The organism is Streptomyces sp. CB03238, assembly GCF_002099185.1.
GTDB lineage: Bacteria > Actinomycetota > Actinomycetes > Streptomycetales > Streptomycetaceae > Streptomyces.
The window spans coordinates 35577-51888 of record NZ_NBCN01000017.1; the positions used below are offsets into that span (position 1 = coordinate 35577).

The window sequence follows — 16312 nt, forward strand, 5'->3', positions numbered from 1 at the left end:
CTCGACCGGATGGATGGTGCGCAACAGGCCCTCGAACAGTGACCCGCCCGAGTCGAGCCGCGTTGTAGGCCCGGTGGATACGTTGGCCCGGTCCACCTCAGGGGAGAGGCCATGCCCGTACCGTCTTCGAAGACCCTCACCACGCGAGCGCTCAACCGGGCGCTGCTCGACCGCCAGATGCTGCTGCGCCGGTCGCCGGTGTCCGCCCACGACACCATCGCCCACCTGGTCGGCATGCAGGCGCAGGCACCGTACGCGCCCTACACCGGACTATGGACCCGGATGACCCGGTTCGGCCAGGACGAGCTGTCCGGGCTGCTGACCGACCGCCGGGTCGTCCGTATCGCGCTGATGCGCTCCACCGTCCACCTGGTGACCGCGGAGGACTGCCTGTGGCTGCGGCCGCTCGTCCAGCCGGCCCTGGACCGCGACCTGTACCCGAACAACCTCTACGGCCGGCACCGCCTCGACGGACTGGACCTCGACGCGGTGGTGGAGGCCGGCAGCGCGCTGATGGCCCAGCGCCCGCTGTCCACCGGTGAGCTGCGGGAGCAGCTCGGGGCCCGCTGGCCGGACCGCGAGCCCGCCGCACTCGCCTACGTACTGCGCAACCTCGCCGCGCTCGTCCAGGTGCCGCCGCGCGGCATCTGGGGCGTCGGCGGGCAGACCACCTGCACCACCGTCCAGACCTGGCTCGGCCGCGACCTGCACCCCGGCCCCTCCCCGGCCGACCTGGTGCTGCGTTACCTCGCCGCCTTCGGCCCGGCGACCGTCAAGGACGTCCAGACCTGGGCGGGCATCACCCGGCTGCGCCCGGTGGTCAAGGAGATCGAGGACCGGCTGGTGGTGCTGCGCGGAGAGGGCGGGGAGGAGCTGTACGACCTGCCGGACGCGCCGCGCCCCGACGCCGGGACACCCGCCCCCGTCCGGTTCCTGCCGGAGTACGACAATCTCCTGCTCTCGCACGCGGACCGTTCCCGGGTCATCGCCGAGGAACACCGCAAGCTCGTCTACACGGGCAACGGGATGAAGCCGACGTTCCTCGTGGACGGCTTCGTCGCCGGCACCTGGAAGATCGACCAGAAGCGCTCCGCCGCCACCCTCGCCATCACCCCTTTCGCCCGGCTGACCGCACAGCAGAGGGCCTCGCTCACCGAGGAGGGCGAGCGGTTGCTCGCCTTCACCGCGCCGGACTCGCAGAGCCGCGACATCAGGTTCGAGCAGGCCGGCTGAGCGCGGCCGGCACCGCACAGCGCGGTGGGGGCCGGATCCCTCCGGCCCCCACCGCGTGTGCCTCCCGGCTCCCGCCCGCCAGGCGGGTCATGCCACCCCGGATCCCGCCAGCGCCAGGCCCGGCACGGTGAGTTCGCCGGCGGCCGCCCACCGGTCCGTACGGAGCCGGTACCACTCCACGGTCTCGGCCAGTCCGCGCTCGAACGGCACCCGGGGCGCGTAGCCCAGCTCCTCACGGATCTTGGTGTCGTCGATGGCGTAGCGCAGATCGTGCGCCTTGCGGTCCGGTGCCCTGCGCACCAGATCGGGGGAGGCCCCGCACAACTCCAGCAGCAGGTCGGTGATCTGGCGGTTGGTGTAGTCGTTGCCGCCGCCGACGTTGTAGATCTCACCGGCCCGGCCCCCGGTGAGGACCAGGTGGACGGCCCGGCAGTGATCGTCGACGTGCAGCCACTCGCGGACGTTGCCGCCGTCTCCGTACAGCGGCACGGTCTCGCCGCGCAGCAGCCGCGTGGTGAAGTGCGGGATCAGCTTCTCGACGTGCTGGTAGGGGCCGTAGTTGTTGGAGCAGCGGGTGATCGACAGGTCGAGCCCGTACGAACGCCAGTAGGAGCGCGCCACCAGATCGCCGGCCGCCTTGGACGCCGAGTACGGGGAGTTGGGCAGCAGCGGGCAGTCCTCGTCCCACGCCCCGGTCTCGATCGAGCCGTAGACCTCGTCGGTCGAGACGTGCACGACGCGGGAGACCCCGCTGAGCCGGCAGGCCTCCAGCAGGGTCTGGGTGCCGGTCACATTGGTCCGCATGAACTCGGCCGCGCTGTCCAGGGAGCGGTCCACGTGCGATTCGGCGGCGAAGTGGACCACCGCGTCATGACCCGGCAGCAGGTCCAGCAACAGGGGCAGGTCGCAGATGTCGCCCTGCACGAACGTCAGCCGCGGATCGTGGCCCGGCAGGTTGTCCCGGTTCCCCGCGTACGTCAGCAGGTCCAGCACGGTCACCGACGTGTGCTCGTACCCCGGATAGCCGCCGTCGAGCATCGTGCGCACATAGTGCGAGCCGATGAACCCGGCCGCACCCGTCACCAGAATCTTCATGCCGCTGCAACCTCCACCGTGGTGTGGTCCCCCACCGCGAGCCGGTGCCCGCCACGGGGGGAGGAAATGACGAGGGCGGCCCGGCCGATCACGGACTGCCGGATACCGCGGACCTGCCGGATGCGCGCCCGGTCCAGCACGATGGAGTCCTCCACCCCGGCTCCGGACAGCCGGCACTCCTCGCCGATCACCGTGTACGGACCGAGCGCGCTGTCGACCACCTCGCTGCCGCCGCCGATGACCGCCGGTCCCACGATCCGGGACCGGACGATCCGCACTCCGGGTCCCAGGACCACCGGGCCGACCAGCTCGCTGTGGTCGTCCACCGCGCCCGCCACCGCGCCCGCCACCGGCGGCGGAAGGATGTCGAGCAGGGCCCGGTTGCACTCCAGCAGGTCCTCCAGCTTCCCGGTGTCCCACCACTGCCCGTGGTGCTCGTGCACCCGCACCTCGTGGCCCGTGGAGACCAGCACCTGGATGGCGTCGGTGATCTCCAGCTCACCGCGGGCGCTCGGCCGGATCGCCGCGACCGCCTCGTGCACGGCCGGGGTGAAGAAGTACACACCCATGATCGCGAGGTCGCCGACCGGATGCGCGGGCTTCTCCCACAGCCGTACCGCACGTCCCTCCCCGTCGACCTGCACCACCCCGAACGAGCTCGGGTCGCCGACCTTCTTGACCGCGACATGGGCCGCCGGGCGCCGGGCGAGGAAGCCCTCGGCGAGTTCCGCGAGACCACCGGGCAGCACATTGTCACCGAGGTACATCACGAAGTCGTCGTCGGCGAGGAAGTCACGGGCCAGGCGTACGCAGTCGGCGAGACCGTGCGGCACGTCCTGCCGGATGTAGGAGATGCGCACGCCGAGCCGGCTCCCGTCGCCCAGGGCCGCCGCGATCTCCGCGGCATGGCCCCCGACGACGATCCCGATCTCCGTGATGCCCAGGGCGTGCAGATTCTCCACCGCGTGGACCAGTACGGGCTTGCCGGCGACCGGAATGAGCTGTTTGGGCATGGAGTAACTGAAGGGACGCAGGCGGGTACCCGCACCTCCCGACAACACCAGGGCTTTCATGAGGGCATCTCCTCTTGACGCGATGCGTTGATGGCACGCACGGCCTGCTGCCGGACAGCCAGACCGTGGGGCCGTCCGCTGGAGGCTCGCTCAAGCCGCCGGGCGAGGACGCCCGACGGGCCCCGGGAACGACTCGGCCCCTTCCGCCGCGCTGCCTGCGGAAGGGGCCGGTCGGGAGCCGGTCGAGCCGGCCGGGGAACGCGCCGGGGAGCCGGCCGGGGAACGCGCCCGGGGAGCGCGGGGTCAGGCGGAGACCAGCGCGGTGGCGAGGGTGCGGGCGCGCTCGGCGACCGCCTGGTGCGCCGCGGCCCTGGACTGCTCGGCGAGGGGCACCAGATCGGCCATCGCCGGGACCCGCGGGGCCAGCGACAGCTGCGCGCTGATCACCTCGGTCTGCATGCCGAGGCCGGTGGAGAACACGGTCTCCAGGTACGGCCCGCAGTGGTTGGCCCGCTCCATGGGCGCGCCGGGCGAGTAGCCGCCCCCGTAGCTGGCCACCACGGTCGCGGGACGGCCGGCCAGCGGGCCGGGGCTGCCGTCGAAGGTGATGGTGCGGTCGTTGACCAGGACCTGGTCGATCCACGCCTTGAGGGTGGAGGGGATGGACCAGTTGTACATCGGGGTGCTCACCAGCACGGCGTCGGCGGCCAGCAGCTCCTCGATCAGTACGTCGCGCAGCAGCGTCGCCGCCTGCTGCTCCCGGTTCATCGCGACGTGCGGGGTGAACCCGGCGGTGACCCCGGCCTCCGTCAGGTGCGGCACCGGCACGGTGCCGAGGTCACGGTGGGTGACGGTGCCCTGGGGGTTGTTCTCGGCCCACACCCGGCGGAAGGTCTCGGCCAGTTCCTTGGAGACCGAACCCTGGGACAGGGCGGAGGAGTCGATGTGCAGCAGATGGGACATGGGCGATCTCCCGGTACGTCGGCGGCCCCGTGCGGGCCTGTCCCGGACACGGTGCGCCGGCGCCCTCGGACCGCGACGGATCCTGCCTCGAGCGGTACGCGAGGCGGGTCCACCACACTCGGCAGTCGGAAACGTCGTCCAGAGCCGTGGCTGCGGCCGGGAGCGGAGGGAGGGGGTCCGCTGTGGTGCCGAGCGCTGCGTCCGCGACCCATGTCACCGAGCACGTCATCACCGTCGGAGCGGCACCGGAGACCGTCTACGGGCTGGTCGCCGATGTCTCCGCATGGCCCCAAGTGTTCGGCCCGACGGTGCACGCCGAGGTCGTCGAACCGGCCGACCCCCGCACCGGCGGTGAGGAGCTGATCCGGATCTGGGCCACCGCCAACGGCCAGGTACGCACCTGGACCTCCCGCCGCACCCTGGACCCCCAGGCCCGCACCATACGGTTCCGCCAGGTCGTCTCCGCCGACCCGGTGGCCTCGATGGGCGGCGAGTGGCGGGTCGACCCCGTCGAGGGGGGCACCACCCGGGTGGTGCTGCTGCACGACTACCGGGCCGTGAACGACGACCCGGAAGCCGTCCAGCAGATCGAGCAGGCCGTGGACCACAACAGCCGTGCCGAACTCGCCGCCTTGAGGAACGCGGCCGAGCTCGGCGCGGACCGCGACGAACTCCACTTCACCTTCCGTGACTCGCTCACCGTCAACGGCTCCGCCCAGGACGTCTACGACTTCCTCGACCGCGCGGACCTGTGGCCCGAACGGCTGCCGCACGTCGCCCGCCTCGCGCTGACCGAGGACGAACCCGGCATCCAGCACATGGACATGGACACCCGCAGCCCGGACGGCTCCGCGCACAACACCACCTCCATCCGGGTCACGTTCCCGGAGCGCGGATCCATCGTCTACAAGCAGTTGCGGGTACCGGTCGCCATGAGCGGCCACACCGGTCGCTGGGACATCGAACCGCAAGGAGACGGCACGGTGTTGGCCACCTCCTGGCACACTGTCACCCTGGACCCCGAGGGTGTGCGCAGCGCCCTCGGTCCGCAGGCCACGCTCGCCGAGGCCCGCGCACTGGTGCGCAAGACCTTGGGAACCAACAGCTCGACGACCCTGCGCCACGCCAAGCAGTTCGCGGAGGAACGGCATGCCGCATCGTGACCTGGGCGGACCGATCACCGTCATCAACCGGTTCACCGTCAAAGGCGACACCGGCACCTTCGAGCGGGAGTTCCGCGACCACTCCCAGTTCATCCGGCGCCGGGAGGACTTCCACTTCCTGGTGACCGTCCGCCTGGTCGACCGGCCCCAGGAGTACGTCCACATGGGCCACTGGCGGAGTCTGCGCGGATTCCTCGGCACCGTGCACGACGACACCTTCCTCGACCACGTCCAGCGGCTCGGCGCGACGGTGGAGACCGAGGCCGACCAGGCGCTCAGCGTCCAGCGGGTGCTGCGCGAGAACGCCGTGGTCGGCGCCGAGAACGTCGTACTGACCTGGGCGCGGGTCACCAGCGACCGGCGGGCGTTCGAGAAGCGCTTCGACGAGGTGGGGGAGCGCTGCACGGAACTCGGCGGCTTCGGCGGCAGCGACCTGATGCGCTCCACCCTGCGCCCGATGACCTACACCGGCATCCAGTGGTGGCGGGACACCGAGGACTGCGACCGGGCGCTGGCCGACGCCGAGTACCAGGCGGCGCTCCGCGCGCTCGCCGAGGTCGCCGAGGTCACCACCGAGCGCACCCGTCACGTGGCGTACGAGCGGGTGATCGGCTGATCCGCTGATCGGCCGCGGTCCAGCGGGAGGGAAGCCGGGGACGAGACGTCCCCGGCTTCCGTGCGTTCCCAGCCCGAGCCCCCCTCGAGCGACCCGGCGCACGCTGCCTGCATGGACGAACAGACAGCTTTCAGGGTGGTGCGCGGACAGCCCGACGCGGAGGAACTCGCCGCCCTCACCACGGTGCTGCTCGCCCTGCTGAACCGGGCCGGCGCAACCGAGCAGCAGGAGGCCGGCGCTCCGGCCGCGTACGCCGACTGGAGTGTGCGCGGCCGCGCACGCCGGCCTGCCGTGGACTGGTCGGGGCGGTGACGGTCCGGGGGCGGTCGAGCCGCCTTCGAGCAGGTGTTCCTACCGTCCAGCCATCCGCGGCCGGCCCCCACCGGGTGACCCGCCGCACGACATCCAAGGGGGAGGCGTGACCGGTTACCGGACGTTCACCGAACGCGTCCAGGCCCGAGCGGCCGAAGCGCCGGGCCGGGAGGCGCTGGTGCTCCTGACCGAGCACAACGGACAGCTGCTGCCCGAGCAGATCGCTTACGCGGAACTGGACCGTGCCGCCCGCTCGCTCGCCGCCCGGCTGCAGACGGCGACCGCCCCGGGAGACCGCGTGGTCGTCCTGGACTCCTCCCGCAGGCTCTTCGCCACCAGCTTCCTGGCCTGCCTGTACGCGGGAGTCGTCGCCGTACCCGCGGCGCCCCCCGGCGGCCGGGGCCACCACGACGAGAGGGTCGCCGGCATCGTGAAGGACTCCACGGCCTCCTGCGTGCTCACCTCCGCGCGTGAGGCCGCCGAGGTGTCCCAGGTGCTGGCCCGCACCGGGTACGGCCATGTCACCTGCCTGCTCGCCGACGTGGCCACCGACCACGCGGAACTGACCGAGCCGGACCAGGGTCCGGACGACATCGCGTTCCTCCAGTACACCTCCGGATCCACCCGCGATCCGCGCGGCGCGGTGGTGACCCACCGCAACCTCCTGGCCAATCTCGACGCGATCGGCCGGACCTTCCGTACCCCGCCGGGAGCCCGCCTCGGCGGCTGGCTCCCCTTCCACCACGACATGGGCCTGATCGGCCAGTTGCTGTATCCGCTCTGGCTGGGCGGCACCGCCGTCCTGCTCTCGCCGCTGTCGTTCCTGAAGAAGCCCGTGCGCTGGCTGGAGACCATCTCCCGGTACGGTCTGACCCTCAGCGGCGCCCCCGACTTCGCGTACGACCTCTGCGTGCGGGGGGTCACCGACGAGCAGCTCGCGGACCTGGACCTGTCCTGCTGGCAGACCGCCGTCAACGGCGGGGAGCCGATCCGGCCGGAGACCGTCCAGGCGTTCGCCGAACGCTTCGCACCGGCCGGCCTGCGCCCGGAGGCCCTGACCCCCTGCTACGGCCTGGCCGAGGCCACCCTGCTCGTCGCCGCCGCGAAGCCGGAGGTCCCCGCCGCGCGGCGGACGGTGGACGCCGCCGCGCTGGAGACGCACCGGCTGCGGCCGCCGCGCCGCGGCGGCCCCGAGCGGACGGTGGCCGCCTGCGGCCGAGCCGCCTCCTGCGATCTGCGGATCGTCGACCCCACGACCCTGGAGGTCCTGCCCGACGGCCGCATAGGGGAGATCTGGGTCCGCGGCGACAGCGTCGTACGCGGCTACTGGGGCCGCCCCGCGGAGAGCTCCGTGACCTTCGGCGCGCAGACCGCCGACGGCCGGAAAGGCTTCCTGCGCACCGGGGATCTCGGAGTGGTCGAAGAGGGGCTGCTTTACGTCACCGGCCGCATGAAGGACGTGATCCTGGTGGCGGGCAGGAACCTTTACCCGCAAGATCTGGAGCGCACGGTCCAGCGGGTCAGCTCCCTGTTCGGCTCGGCCACCGCCTTCGGCGTACCCGGTGAGCGCGAACACATCGTGGTGGTACAGGAGTTGCGGGCCCGCAGCCGGTACGACATCGATCTCGACGGACTCGCCGCCGAGGTGGAGAGCCGGCTGGCCGAGGAGTTCGAGGTGCAGACGGGCGGAGTGCTGCTGGTGCGCCCGGGGACGGTGCGCAAGACGACCAGCGGCAAGGTGGAGAGAGGCGCCATGCGGGAGTTGTTCCTGCGGGGGGAGATCCAGCCCCTGCACCAGCGGATCGGCCACGACGTGGCGCGGCTGCTGCCGGAGAACCGGTGATGGGCGGCGCCGAGCGGCGCATCGACGCCCTGGAACGCGCCTTCGGACCGCTGGAGGACCCCGGGAACCCGCTGGGGCAGGACGCCCTGCTGCACGCCGACAGCCTGCGTACGGTGCTCCCCGAGGCGGAGAAGGTGCTGGACGACCACGGCTTCAACGCCGAGTTCGTCCCCGTGGAGCACGGCGGCCGGCTCGACCGGCTCGACGTACTGGGGCGGGTGCTGCGCCCGGTCTTCCGGCGCGACGCCTCCCTCGGCTTCGGCTACGGCCTCAACTGCTTCTTCGCCGCCACGCCGGTGTGGACCGCCGGCGACCACGCGCAGCGTGAACTGGCCGCCCGGCTGCTGCTGGAGGGCAGGCGCCTGGCCGTGGTCCGGCACGAGATGGGCCACGGCAACGACTTCCACCGCGACGAGTTCCGGGCCGTACCGACCGGCGACGGGGGATACGTCCTCAACGGCAGCAAGTCCGTCATCGCCAACGCCTCCCGGGCCGCCGGTCTGGTGGTCTTCGCCCTCACCGACAAGGACGACGCGGCCGGCCGCAGCCACTCGGTGCTCCTGCTCGACCGCGGCCGGCTGCCCGCCGACCGGATCACCGGCACGGGACGGCACAGCACCAGCGGCATGCGCAGCGCGGAGTTCGGCGGTCTGAAGGTCACCGACTGCCCGGTGCCCGCCGAGGCGCTGATCGGCCGGCCGGGCGACGGCTACGAACTGAGCCTGCGTTCCTCGCTGGTGGTCCGCGGACTGATCCCGTCCATCGTGCTCGCCGGCGCGGACACCGCCCTGCGGACCGTGATGCGCTTCGCGGTGCGCCGCCGCCCCGACGGCCGGTCCTCGCTGGACGTCAGGCACGTCCGCTCCGTCCTGACCGGAGCCTTCCTCGATCTGCTCCTCAGCGACTGCCTGGCGCTGGTGGCCACCCGCGCACTGCACCTGCTGCCCCGCCAGATGAGCGCGTACGCGGCCGCCGCGGCCTATATCGCCCCGAAGATCGTCACCGAGGCGATGGACGAGATGTCGGCGGTCCTCGGCGGTGAGAGCTTCGCCGAGGACGGCACGTACGGCATGTTCCAGAAGCAGCTGCGGGACCTGCCCGTGACCTCCCTCGGGCACGCCGGCAGCGCCGGGCGCCAGGTCAGCATCCTTCCGCAGCTGCCCTTCTTCGCCCGGCACGCCTGGTTCGCCGACCCCGAGCCGCCGCCCGCGCTGTTCCGGCCGGACGGCGGCCTGCCGCCGCTCGACCTCGCCGCGCCCGCGCTGCTCGGCGACGGTGATCCGCTCGCGGCGACCCTGGTGGCCTGCACCGACCGGCTGGAGACCATGGCCGTGTCCGCCCGGCACCAGGACTGCCTGGGCGCCCTGCGGTTCCTGGTCCGCCGGCTCACCACCGAACTCGACGAGCTGCGCACGCTGTTCATCCGGATCACCCCCGGCGACCGGGCCGCCCTGGCGAGCCCGCGCAGTTTCAGCCTCGCCGACCGCTACACGCTGGTGCTGGCCGCCGCGGCCTGCCTCGGCGTCTGGCAGGAGCAGCGGGACGGCACCTTCCTGGCCGACCCGGCCTGGCCGACGGCCACCCTGTACCGCACCTGCGGGCGCCTGGGCCTGCCGCTGCCCGACCGGCCGGAGGAGAGCGAGCGGCGGGTCCTCGCCGAGGCACTGGCCCGGCTGTCCGGGCGGCGCAGCTACGACCTGTACGGCTCGGCACTGGCCTGACGACCCGGGCGGTACCCGCCCGAACCGAGGAAAGGGACACAGACCATGTCCGAACAGCATCCGGACCCGTCCGAGCAGGCCTACGCCGCGTGGCTGAGGGAGCGCCTGGAGCGCTACCGGGGCGGGCCCGTGGACGAGGACGTACCCCTGACCTCGCAAGGGCTGGACTCCGTCGCCGCGCTCAACCTGTACGGGGACATCGAGGAGGAGTTCGGGCCGCTGCTCGACCCCACCGACCTCTGGGAGTACCCGACCGTGTCGGCCCTGGCCCGCTGCCTGGCCTCGCGTGACACCCACCCCGGCAGCCTCAACCAGGTCCGGGCCGCGTTCGTCTTCGCCGGCCAGGGCGCCCAGCACCCCTTCATGGCCGCGGGGCTCTACCGGGAGCACACGGCGTACCGGACCCATCTGAACGAGGCGTGCGAGGCGCTGCTGCCCTACACCGGCCTGTCGGTGGTGGACATGATGCTCGGCGGGGACCTGCGCATCCACCGGACGGCCTTCACCCAGCCCGCCGTGTTCGCCGTGGAGTACGCCATGGGCCGCTGCCTGGAGGACGCCGGGGTCCTCCCGGTGGCCGTACTGGGCCACGGCATCGGCGAGTTCGCCGCGGCCACCGTCGCCGGCGCCCTCACCCTGGACGATGCCGCGAAGCTGGTGGCGCTGCGCGGCGCGTTCATGCAGTACCTGCCCTCGGGCGGCGGGATGATGGCCACCTGCGCCACCCCGGAGGAGGCCGCGCGGCTGATGCGGAACGAGCCGGGCGTCGGCATCGGCGCGGTCAACGCCGCCCGCGCGACCGTGCTGTCCGGTGACGACGCCGGACTGGAACGCATCCGGGCCGCCCTCGAGGCCCGGGGGATCGCCTGCCGCCGGCTGGCCGTGAGCCACGCCTTCCACTCCCCGCAGATGGAGCCGATGGTGCCCCGGTTCGAGGCGGTGGCCAGGCGGCTGCCCGGCACGGCCGCGCGCGTCCCGTTCTACTCCACGGTGCGCGGCCGGTTCACCACCGAACCGCTCTACGGTCCGTACTGGGCCGAGCACATCACCGCGCCGGTGCGGTTCGCCGAGACGGCCCGGCTGCTGCTCGACCAGCAGACCCCGACCCATGTGGTGGAGATCGGCCCGCGCACCATCCTCACCCCGTTCGTCCGGCGGATGGGAGGCACCGCGGGACCGGTCTGCCTCAGCGCCTGCCGCGGTCCGCAGACCGGGGCGCTGCACTTCGCGGACATGCTGGTCGAGCTGGGTGCCAGCCCGTTCGCCTCGTCGTTCGCGGGGGCGTGAGATGACGGGCCACGCCGCGGCGGTCGGGACACCGCTGCGGGTCCGGGCCGGCGACGGCCCCTGGGAGGAGGCGTACGGGCAGCTGACCCGTACCGGGACGGTGGTCGTCCACGGCTGGCTGGACGACTGGCTGCCCGGCGCCATGCCGCCCGAGCGGCTGCGCGCACTGCTCGGCCGGGACTGGCACCGCTACCAGAGCTTCGCCCAGCCCCGGCTGCGGGAGCGGTTCGCCGCCTCCCGGCTGCTCCTGCGCCGCGCGGCGGCCATGGCCATCGAGACGGAGGCGGAGCTGGTCGATCTGGCCTATCTCCAGGGCGGCAGGCCGTATGTGCGCGGCTGCGACCAGATCGACGTCAGCCTCAGCCACACCGAGGAGCTGATCGTCGTAGGGATCACCCGCAGCGGCCGGCTGGGCGTGGACGTCGAGCGTGCCGACCGCAGACTGGCGGGCACCGGTTCCGAGTCGCAGGCCCTCACGCCGTACGAGCGGGCACAGCTGGACGCCGGCGGAGACGCCGCACGCAACGACGGCATGGTCCGCCTGTGGACGCTGAAGGAGGCGTACAGCAAGGCGCTGGGCACCGGACTGCGGTTCCGCTTCACCGAGTTCGGCTTCGGCCTGGAGGACGGCGGCGGGGCGCGGCTGGTCAGGCCGGACGGCACCCCGGTGACCAGTACGGGTGTCTGGTCGTTCCGGACCTTCGGGGTCGGCGGACGCTATGTGGTGAGTGTGGCCGTGCACGACACCGGTTTCGGCGCGGTGCGGGACCTGTCGGTCGGCACCACCCTGGATAAAGGTTTCCTCGACGTCCTGCTCGGCGGACCGGGGTCAGGGTATCCAGCCGGCCTCTTCGGCGATCCGTACGGCGTCGATGCGGTTGCGGGCCCCGAGCTTGCTGACGATGGCCGTCAGGTAGTTGCGGACGGTGCCCTTGGAGAGGAACAGGCACCCGGCGATCTCGGCGGCGTCCGCGCCCCCGGCGGCCAGGCGTAGCACCTCCACCTCCCGGGGCGAGAGCGGGTTCTCGGGGGAGTCCCAGGCCGTCAGGGCCAGCTGCGGGTCGACCACGCGCCGGCCCGCGGCCACCGACCGTACGGCCATGGCGAGTTGGTCCGACGGCGAGTCCTTCAGCAGGAAACCGGTGACCTGGAGGGCCAGGGCTCTGCGCAGTGTGCCCGGGCGGCCCAGACTGGTCAGGATCAGGGTCCGGCAGCTGGGCAGCTGCTCGCGCAGCCTGCCGGCGGCGGTGAGCCCGTCCATGCCGGGCAGGTCGATGTCGATGACGGCCACATCGGGGCGCGACGCCAGAGCCACCTCCACGATCTTGTCCCCCCGGTCGACCGAGGCCACCACCTTCAGATCGGCTTCCAGTTCCAGCAGCGCGATCAGTGCACCCCGGATCATGTGCACGTCTTCGGCGAGCAGGATCTTCACATCCAGCAACGTCAGTCCCCCCACCCATCGTTCCCGCGGTCAGATCATGCCGCGGCACCGCCCAGACTCACGGCCGGCCCTCCCCCGGCCGTCTCGTTGCCACACGGCCTCAAGGGTGCCGTGACCTCGAGGTGGAAGCAGCCGTCCTCACGTACTCCGGCGTCGAGACGCCCGCCGACGGCCTCCGTACGCGTACGCAGGTTGTTCAGTCCGCTTCCGCTGTGCAGCGGGGGGACCCCGTTCCGGTCCTGCTCACCCACGCCGTCGTTGACCAGCGAGAGGCGTACCGTCTCCCCGTCCACGGCTGCCGCGATCCGGCACGTCTGCACCTTGCTGTGGCGCAGGACGTTGGTGACGCCTTCGCGCAGCGCGGTGGCGAGCACCGTGTCCACCAGAGGGTGCAGCCGGCCGTGGTCCATCGCCAGCTCCACCCGGATGTCGGCGGCCTCGAGGATGCCGACCGCCGACTCCGCCTCGCCCCGCAGCGACATCTCCCGGTAGCCGCTGGCGACCAGCCGCACGTCGGCGAGCGCCTGCCGGGCGACCTCCAGCAGCCCGGAGGTCTCCTGGCGGGCCTGCCCGGGCCTGGTGAGGATCAGCCGGTGGATCAGCTCACCCTTGAGGGTGAGCGCGGACAGGCTGTACCCGAGCAGGTCGTGCAGGTCCCGTGAGAACCGCAGCCGCTCCTGGGTGACCGCCATCCGCGCCAGCTCGGCCCGCGACGAGTGGACCTCGTCGACCAGGTCGGCGAGCTTGGTGAAGCCGTAGATGACCAGGGCGGAGAGGATGGTCGACTGGACCAGGTACACGATGTACAGCACGTCGGGCGCCGAGCGGACGGCGAACGCCACCGAGGTGGCCACGCACAGGGCGAACAGGCTCAGCCCCGCCCGGCGGGGCAGCAACAGCAGCAGGGAACCGGCCAGGCACCCCCACATCGAGCCCCAGGTGAACTCGAAGGCGAGCGGGGGCACGAAGGTCGCGGCGGCCTGCACCCCCAGCGTCGCGGCCCTGACCTTCAGCGGCCACCTGCGGGCGCCGCGAGAGGAGTGCAGGAACTGCAGGACGCCGATGACGGCGATGCACACGAGAAACACGACGAGCTTCAACGTGCCGGGTTTCTCGGACACCATGTTCGTGACCAGGATGAGCACGAAGCACATCACCGCGAAGACGGTGATGCCCCGCGCCAGGCGAGGAGCGGGTATCTCGCCGGCGTAAGCGCGGCCGGTCGAGACATCCGCTCTGCCTCCGCCCGATGCAGCGTTCACGTACTGACTCCTCGACACAGACGTGGAATGGCGCAAAGCCTAAGCCCAACCTCCCGGTGGAGCCACCTGCCTGAGTGGTCGTCATGTTCAAGTGAACAGCGGAATCGGGTTCAGCTCTTCGTACGACCGCGGAGCGCTGAGGTGACCGAGAGTGACCGGCACGTCGTAGAGGCGCCCGGGGCCGAACCGTGTCCAGAAGTGGCGCATTCCGGGAACGATCACCTTCACCACGGGAATCGCGACGTCAGGCCGTGTCTGATCGAGTACGAGCAACTCCATGGCGTGAGCACCGACCAGGGCCTTGCACGCCTCCACGTCATCCCGCAGATCCGATCGCGGTACGTAGTCGAAATCGCGCGGCGCACGCGAGGGGGTGGCCGGATCCGCCGTGAGGTACGGCTGATTCCGTACGGTTGCCGTCCTCCACCAGGACACCAGCTCGGGCTCGGAGAGGGCGTACCCGCCGCCGTCCGCCGTGGCCAGGGCCACCGCCGGGAGGAACTGCCCCATTTCGGTGATCGCGCGGCGCAGCGCGATGCGCGGGTCGAAATGGGCGCCGAAGCCGAAGACGATGTCCTCGGTGGGCTTGTCGATCCGCCGCGACAGGGCTGCCATGACCGGAATCCCCAGGTCCGACGTGAGGTCGAGGGCCCATACGCGCCGGTCGACCCGGCCGTACGCGTCCCGGATGTCGGCCAGCCACGGCTGGTCGAACGCGTCCAGATCGACCCCCGGCTGCCGGGTGCGGTTGTACCACCACACGGCGACCGCGTCCCGCTCCACCAGTTCCAGGAACCCTTGCACGATGGCGTCCTCGACGCTGCTGCCGGCCGCGTTGCCGTTGGAGTCGGCCCACGGCGTCGACGCCGAGGCGTCCCGGTCATGGCCGAAATAGAGCATGGAGGTCGGCAGCATCCGGTGGACGCCCGCGGTGAGTGACCACACCGGCGTCCAGTCGACCGGCCGGTCGGCCGGAAAGGGCGCGCTCACCTGGTGGAAGGCCGAGTGGGTGGCGTTCCACCGCTCGCGGTCCCGGAACTGCCGCTCGTCGAAGAGCTGGCAGTCGTTCGGGTGGACGGCGTCGCCGCCCAGACCGAGCAGCGTGTCGCGCACCGTGGGCTCATCACCCTGCCACGTCGCGCTGTACCGTTCGGCCGCCTCGCACAGGGCGCCGGTCCGGGCCTCGGTGGCGGTGACGCCCTTGCCGCCGCTCAGGCTGCGCAGTCCGCCTCGTACCTCGGCGAGAGTCGTGCAGCGCAGCGCGAGGTTCCGGCCCGAGATGTACGCGTTGAGGCCCTCGGGGAGCCTGTGGTCACGCACGATCTCGCCCACGATGCCGGTGATCGGGCTGATCAGGTGCTCGTACCGGCCGAGCATCTCGTGCGGGGTGAGGGCGCGGTGGCCGCCGCTCAGCGTGGCCTTGGGACGGGAACGAACGGTGAGCGGCCGGCGTACCTGTTCCCGGACCAGTCCGGTGTCCCCGCACTCCCGGCACTGCGGCCGCTGCCGGACCGGGTGGGTCCGGGACCGCAGGGTCAACGTGTCCAGGCTGCACAGGCCCTTGGTGATGTCACCACGGGCCCCGGCCAGCCACTTCGCCGTCTCCAGCACCGCCAGTTGCAGGCCGATGGTGCGCCCCGCGGCCAGTGAGGCCGCGGGGCGTCGTACCGGTTCCGTGCTGCCGATCGCCCGTTGTGCCGGGACCTCGGCGGTCCGGTGGGCCCGCAGACGATGCGCCAGACACGACCAGCACGGCCCCGCGCCGGGGGTGAAGACAGGGCCGACCCAGGGGGTGGTCCCGTACGGTTTGGCCAGCAGCCACGGCCGCCCCGCGGCGCGGTGCCACGCGTCCACGGCGGCCAGGCCGGGTGCCAGGTAGTCGTCGCACAGCACGAGGGTCAGCGCGGCTTCGTCGTCCTCCTCGCTGACGATCACCCCGCTCTCACGGCAGGCGTGCCGGGCCGCCCCGACGTCCGCCTGGCCCACCGCGACGAGCCTCACCCGGCCCTGGGACAGGGCCCTGGACGCGCCGTCCCCGTCGAGGCCCATCAGATCCCAGTACGCCGAAGCGGCCTGGTCACAGGGCCCGGTGGGCTGTGAGTCGTAGTACCGGATCAGCGCCGTCTTCGCCAGCTTGGCCAGGATCCGGCCGGTGGACACCGGAGGCACCAGGGGCTCCGCCTCCCTGATCACGCGGGGCAGCGTCCGGGTGCCGTCCAGCAGCGGCGCCAGTACCTCCACGGCCTGCCCCCGCAGCACTTTCACGCCGTGTTCGGAGAGCAGGTACACCCCCTCACCCGGAACCACCTCGACACGCAGGTGGCGCTTGAAGCCGACCAGGGGCGCCGCGGACAACGGGA

The 16312-nt window shown here is 72.1% G+C and carries 13 protein-coding genes and 1 pseudogene; 8 read left to right on the forward strand and 6 right to left on the reverse strand.

All coding sequences use genetic code 11. From position 1 onward, the window contains the following. Nucleotides 1-111 precede the first annotated feature (111 nt). Nucleotides 112-1233, forward strand: coding sequence for a winged helix DNA-binding domain-containing protein (locus BKD26_RS27455; RefSeq protein WP_084903457.1), 1122 nt, complete (start codon nt 112-114; stop codon nt 1231-1233). A gap of 87 nt (nt 1234-1320) precedes the next feature. On the opposite strand, the gene rfbB is transcribed toward BKD26_RS27455, so the two are convergent. From rfbB to BKD26_RS27470, 3 genes are all read right to left on the reverse strand, one after another. Next, the gene (gene rfbB, locus BKD26_RS27460) at nt 1321-2328 is read right to left on the reverse strand and encodes a dTDP-glucose 4,6-dehydratase (protein WP_084903460.1); all 1008 of its coding nucleotides are present in this window, start codon (nt 2326-2328) and stop codon (nt 1321-1323) included. After that, entirely contained in the window at nt 2325-3401 is a 1077-nt protein-coding gene (locus tag BKD26_RS27465) for a glucose-1-phosphate thymidylyltransferase (RefSeq protein WP_084903463.1), read from the reverse strand. Before BKD26_RS27465 ends, rfbB begins: the two co-directional genes overlap by 4 nt. A 243-nt stretch (nt 3402-3644) precedes the next feature. Next, nucleotides 3645-4304: an NAD(P)H-dependent oxidoreductase gene (locus BKD26_RS27470; protein WP_084903465.1), complete on the reverse strand. Its 660-nt coding sequence runs from the start codon at nt 4302-4304 to the stop codon at nt 3645-3647. A gap of 182 nt (nt 4305-4486) precedes the next feature. Here BKD26_RS27470 and BKD26_RS27475 point away from each other — a divergent pair, with 182 nt between their 5' ends. The 7 genes and pseudogenes from BKD26_RS27475 to BKD26_RS41630 all read left to right on the forward strand — a co-directional run. Continuing rightward, nucleotides 4487-5467, forward strand: coding sequence for an aromatase/cyclase (locus BKD26_RS27475; RefSeq protein WP_277622421.1), 981 nt, complete (start codon nt 4487-4489; stop codon nt 5465-5467). Next, the gene (locus BKD26_RS27480; protein ID WP_084903467.1) at nt 5454-6083 is read left to right on the forward strand and encodes a hypothetical protein; all 630 of its coding nucleotides are present in this window, start codon (nt 5454-5456) and stop codon (nt 6081-6083) included. Before BKD26_RS27475 ends, BKD26_RS27480 begins: the two co-directional genes overlap by 14 nt. 111 nt (nt 6084-6194) lie before the next feature. Next, a complete protein-coding gene (locus BKD26_RS27485; RefSeq protein ID WP_084903470.1) occupies nt 6195-6395 on the forward strand; it encodes an acyl-CoA carboxylase epsilon subunit in 201 nt (66 codons plus the stop codon). Between the two features lie 106 nt (nt 6396-6501). Next, the gene (locus BKD26_RS27490; protein ID WP_084903472.1) at nt 6502-8238 is read left to right on the forward strand and encodes a fatty acyl-AMP ligase; all 1737 of its coding nucleotides are present in this window, start codon (nt 6502-6504) and stop codon (nt 8236-8238) included. Next, nucleotides 8238-9959 carry an acyl-CoA dehydrogenase gene (locus BKD26_RS27495; RefSeq protein ID WP_084903475.1) on the forward strand — a complete coding sequence of 574 codons (1722 nt, stop codon included), beginning with the start codon at nt 8238-8240 and terminating at the stop codon, nt 9957-9959. Before BKD26_RS27490 ends, BKD26_RS27495 begins: the two co-directional genes overlap by 1 nt. A 45-nt stretch (nt 9960-10004) precedes the next feature. Continuing rightward, a complete protein-coding gene (locus tag BKD26_RS27500) occupies nt 10005-11246 on the forward strand; it encodes an acyltransferase domain-containing protein (protein ID WP_084903476.1) in 1242 nt (413 codons plus the stop codon). Nucleotides 11247-11511: 265 nt separating this feature from the next. Beyond that, a pseudogene (locus BKD26_RS41630) lies at nt 11512-11967 on the forward strand (4'-phosphopantetheinyl transferase superfamily protein); the annotation flags it as partial. 108 nt (nt 11968-12075) lie between these two features. On the opposite strand, the gene BKD26_RS27510 reads toward BKD26_RS41630, so the two are convergent. The 3 genes from BKD26_RS27510 to BKD26_RS27520 form a co-directional block, all read right to left on the reverse strand. Then, entirely contained in the window at nt 12076-12690 is a 615-nt protein-coding gene (locus tag BKD26_RS27510) for a response regulator transcription factor (RefSeq protein WP_073759949.1), read from the reverse strand. Between the two features lie 35 nt (nt 12691-12725). After that, nucleotides 12726-13952, reverse strand: coding sequence for a histidine kinase (locus BKD26_RS27515; protein WP_241518874.1), 1227 nt, complete (start codon nt 13950-13952; stop codon nt 12726-12728). Nucleotides 13953-14039: 87 nt separating this feature from the next. Next, a complete protein-coding gene (locus BKD26_RS27520) occupies nt 14040-16307 on the reverse strand; it encodes a TOMM precursor leader peptide-binding protein (protein WP_241518875.1) in 2268 nt (755 codons plus the stop codon). Nucleotides 16308-16312 lie beyond the last annotated feature (5 nt).

What these genes read in the sequence shown, in the direction of transcription:
- BKD26_RS27495 (WP_084903475.1), top strand. Translation starts at nt 8,238, where the DNA reads ATGGGCGGCGCCGAGCGGCGCATCGACGCCCTGGAACGCGCCTTCGGA.
- BKD26_RS27485 (WP_084903470.1), top strand. Translation starts at nt 6,195, where the DNA reads ATGGACGAACAGACAGCTTTCAGGGTGGTGCGCGGACAGCCCGACGCG.
- BKD26_RS27465 (WP_084903463.1), bottom strand. Translation starts at nt 3,401, where the DNA reads ATGAAAGCCCTGGTGTTGTCGGGAGGTGCGGGTACCCGCCTGCGTCCC.
- rfbB (WP_084903460.1), bottom strand. Translation starts at nt 2,328, where the DNA reads ATGAAGATTCTGGTGACGGGTGCGGCCGGGTTCATCGGCTCGCACTAT.
- BKD26_RS27480 (WP_084903467.1), top strand. Translation starts at nt 5,454, where the DNA reads ATGCCGCATCGTGACCTGGGCGGACCGATCACCGTCATCAACCGGTTC.
- BKD26_RS27500 (WP_084903476.1), top strand. Translation starts at nt 10,005, where the DNA reads ATGTCCGAACAGCATCCGGACCCGTCCGAGCAGGCCTACGCCGCGTGG.
- BKD26_RS27470 (WP_084903465.1), bottom strand. Translation starts at nt 4,304, where the DNA reads ATGTCCCATCTGCTGCACATCGACTCCTCCGCCCTGTCCCAGGGTTCG.
- BKD26_RS27455 (WP_084903457.1), top strand. Translation starts at nt 112, where the DNA reads ATGCCCGTACCGTCTTCGAAGACCCTCACCACGCGAGCGCTCAACCGG.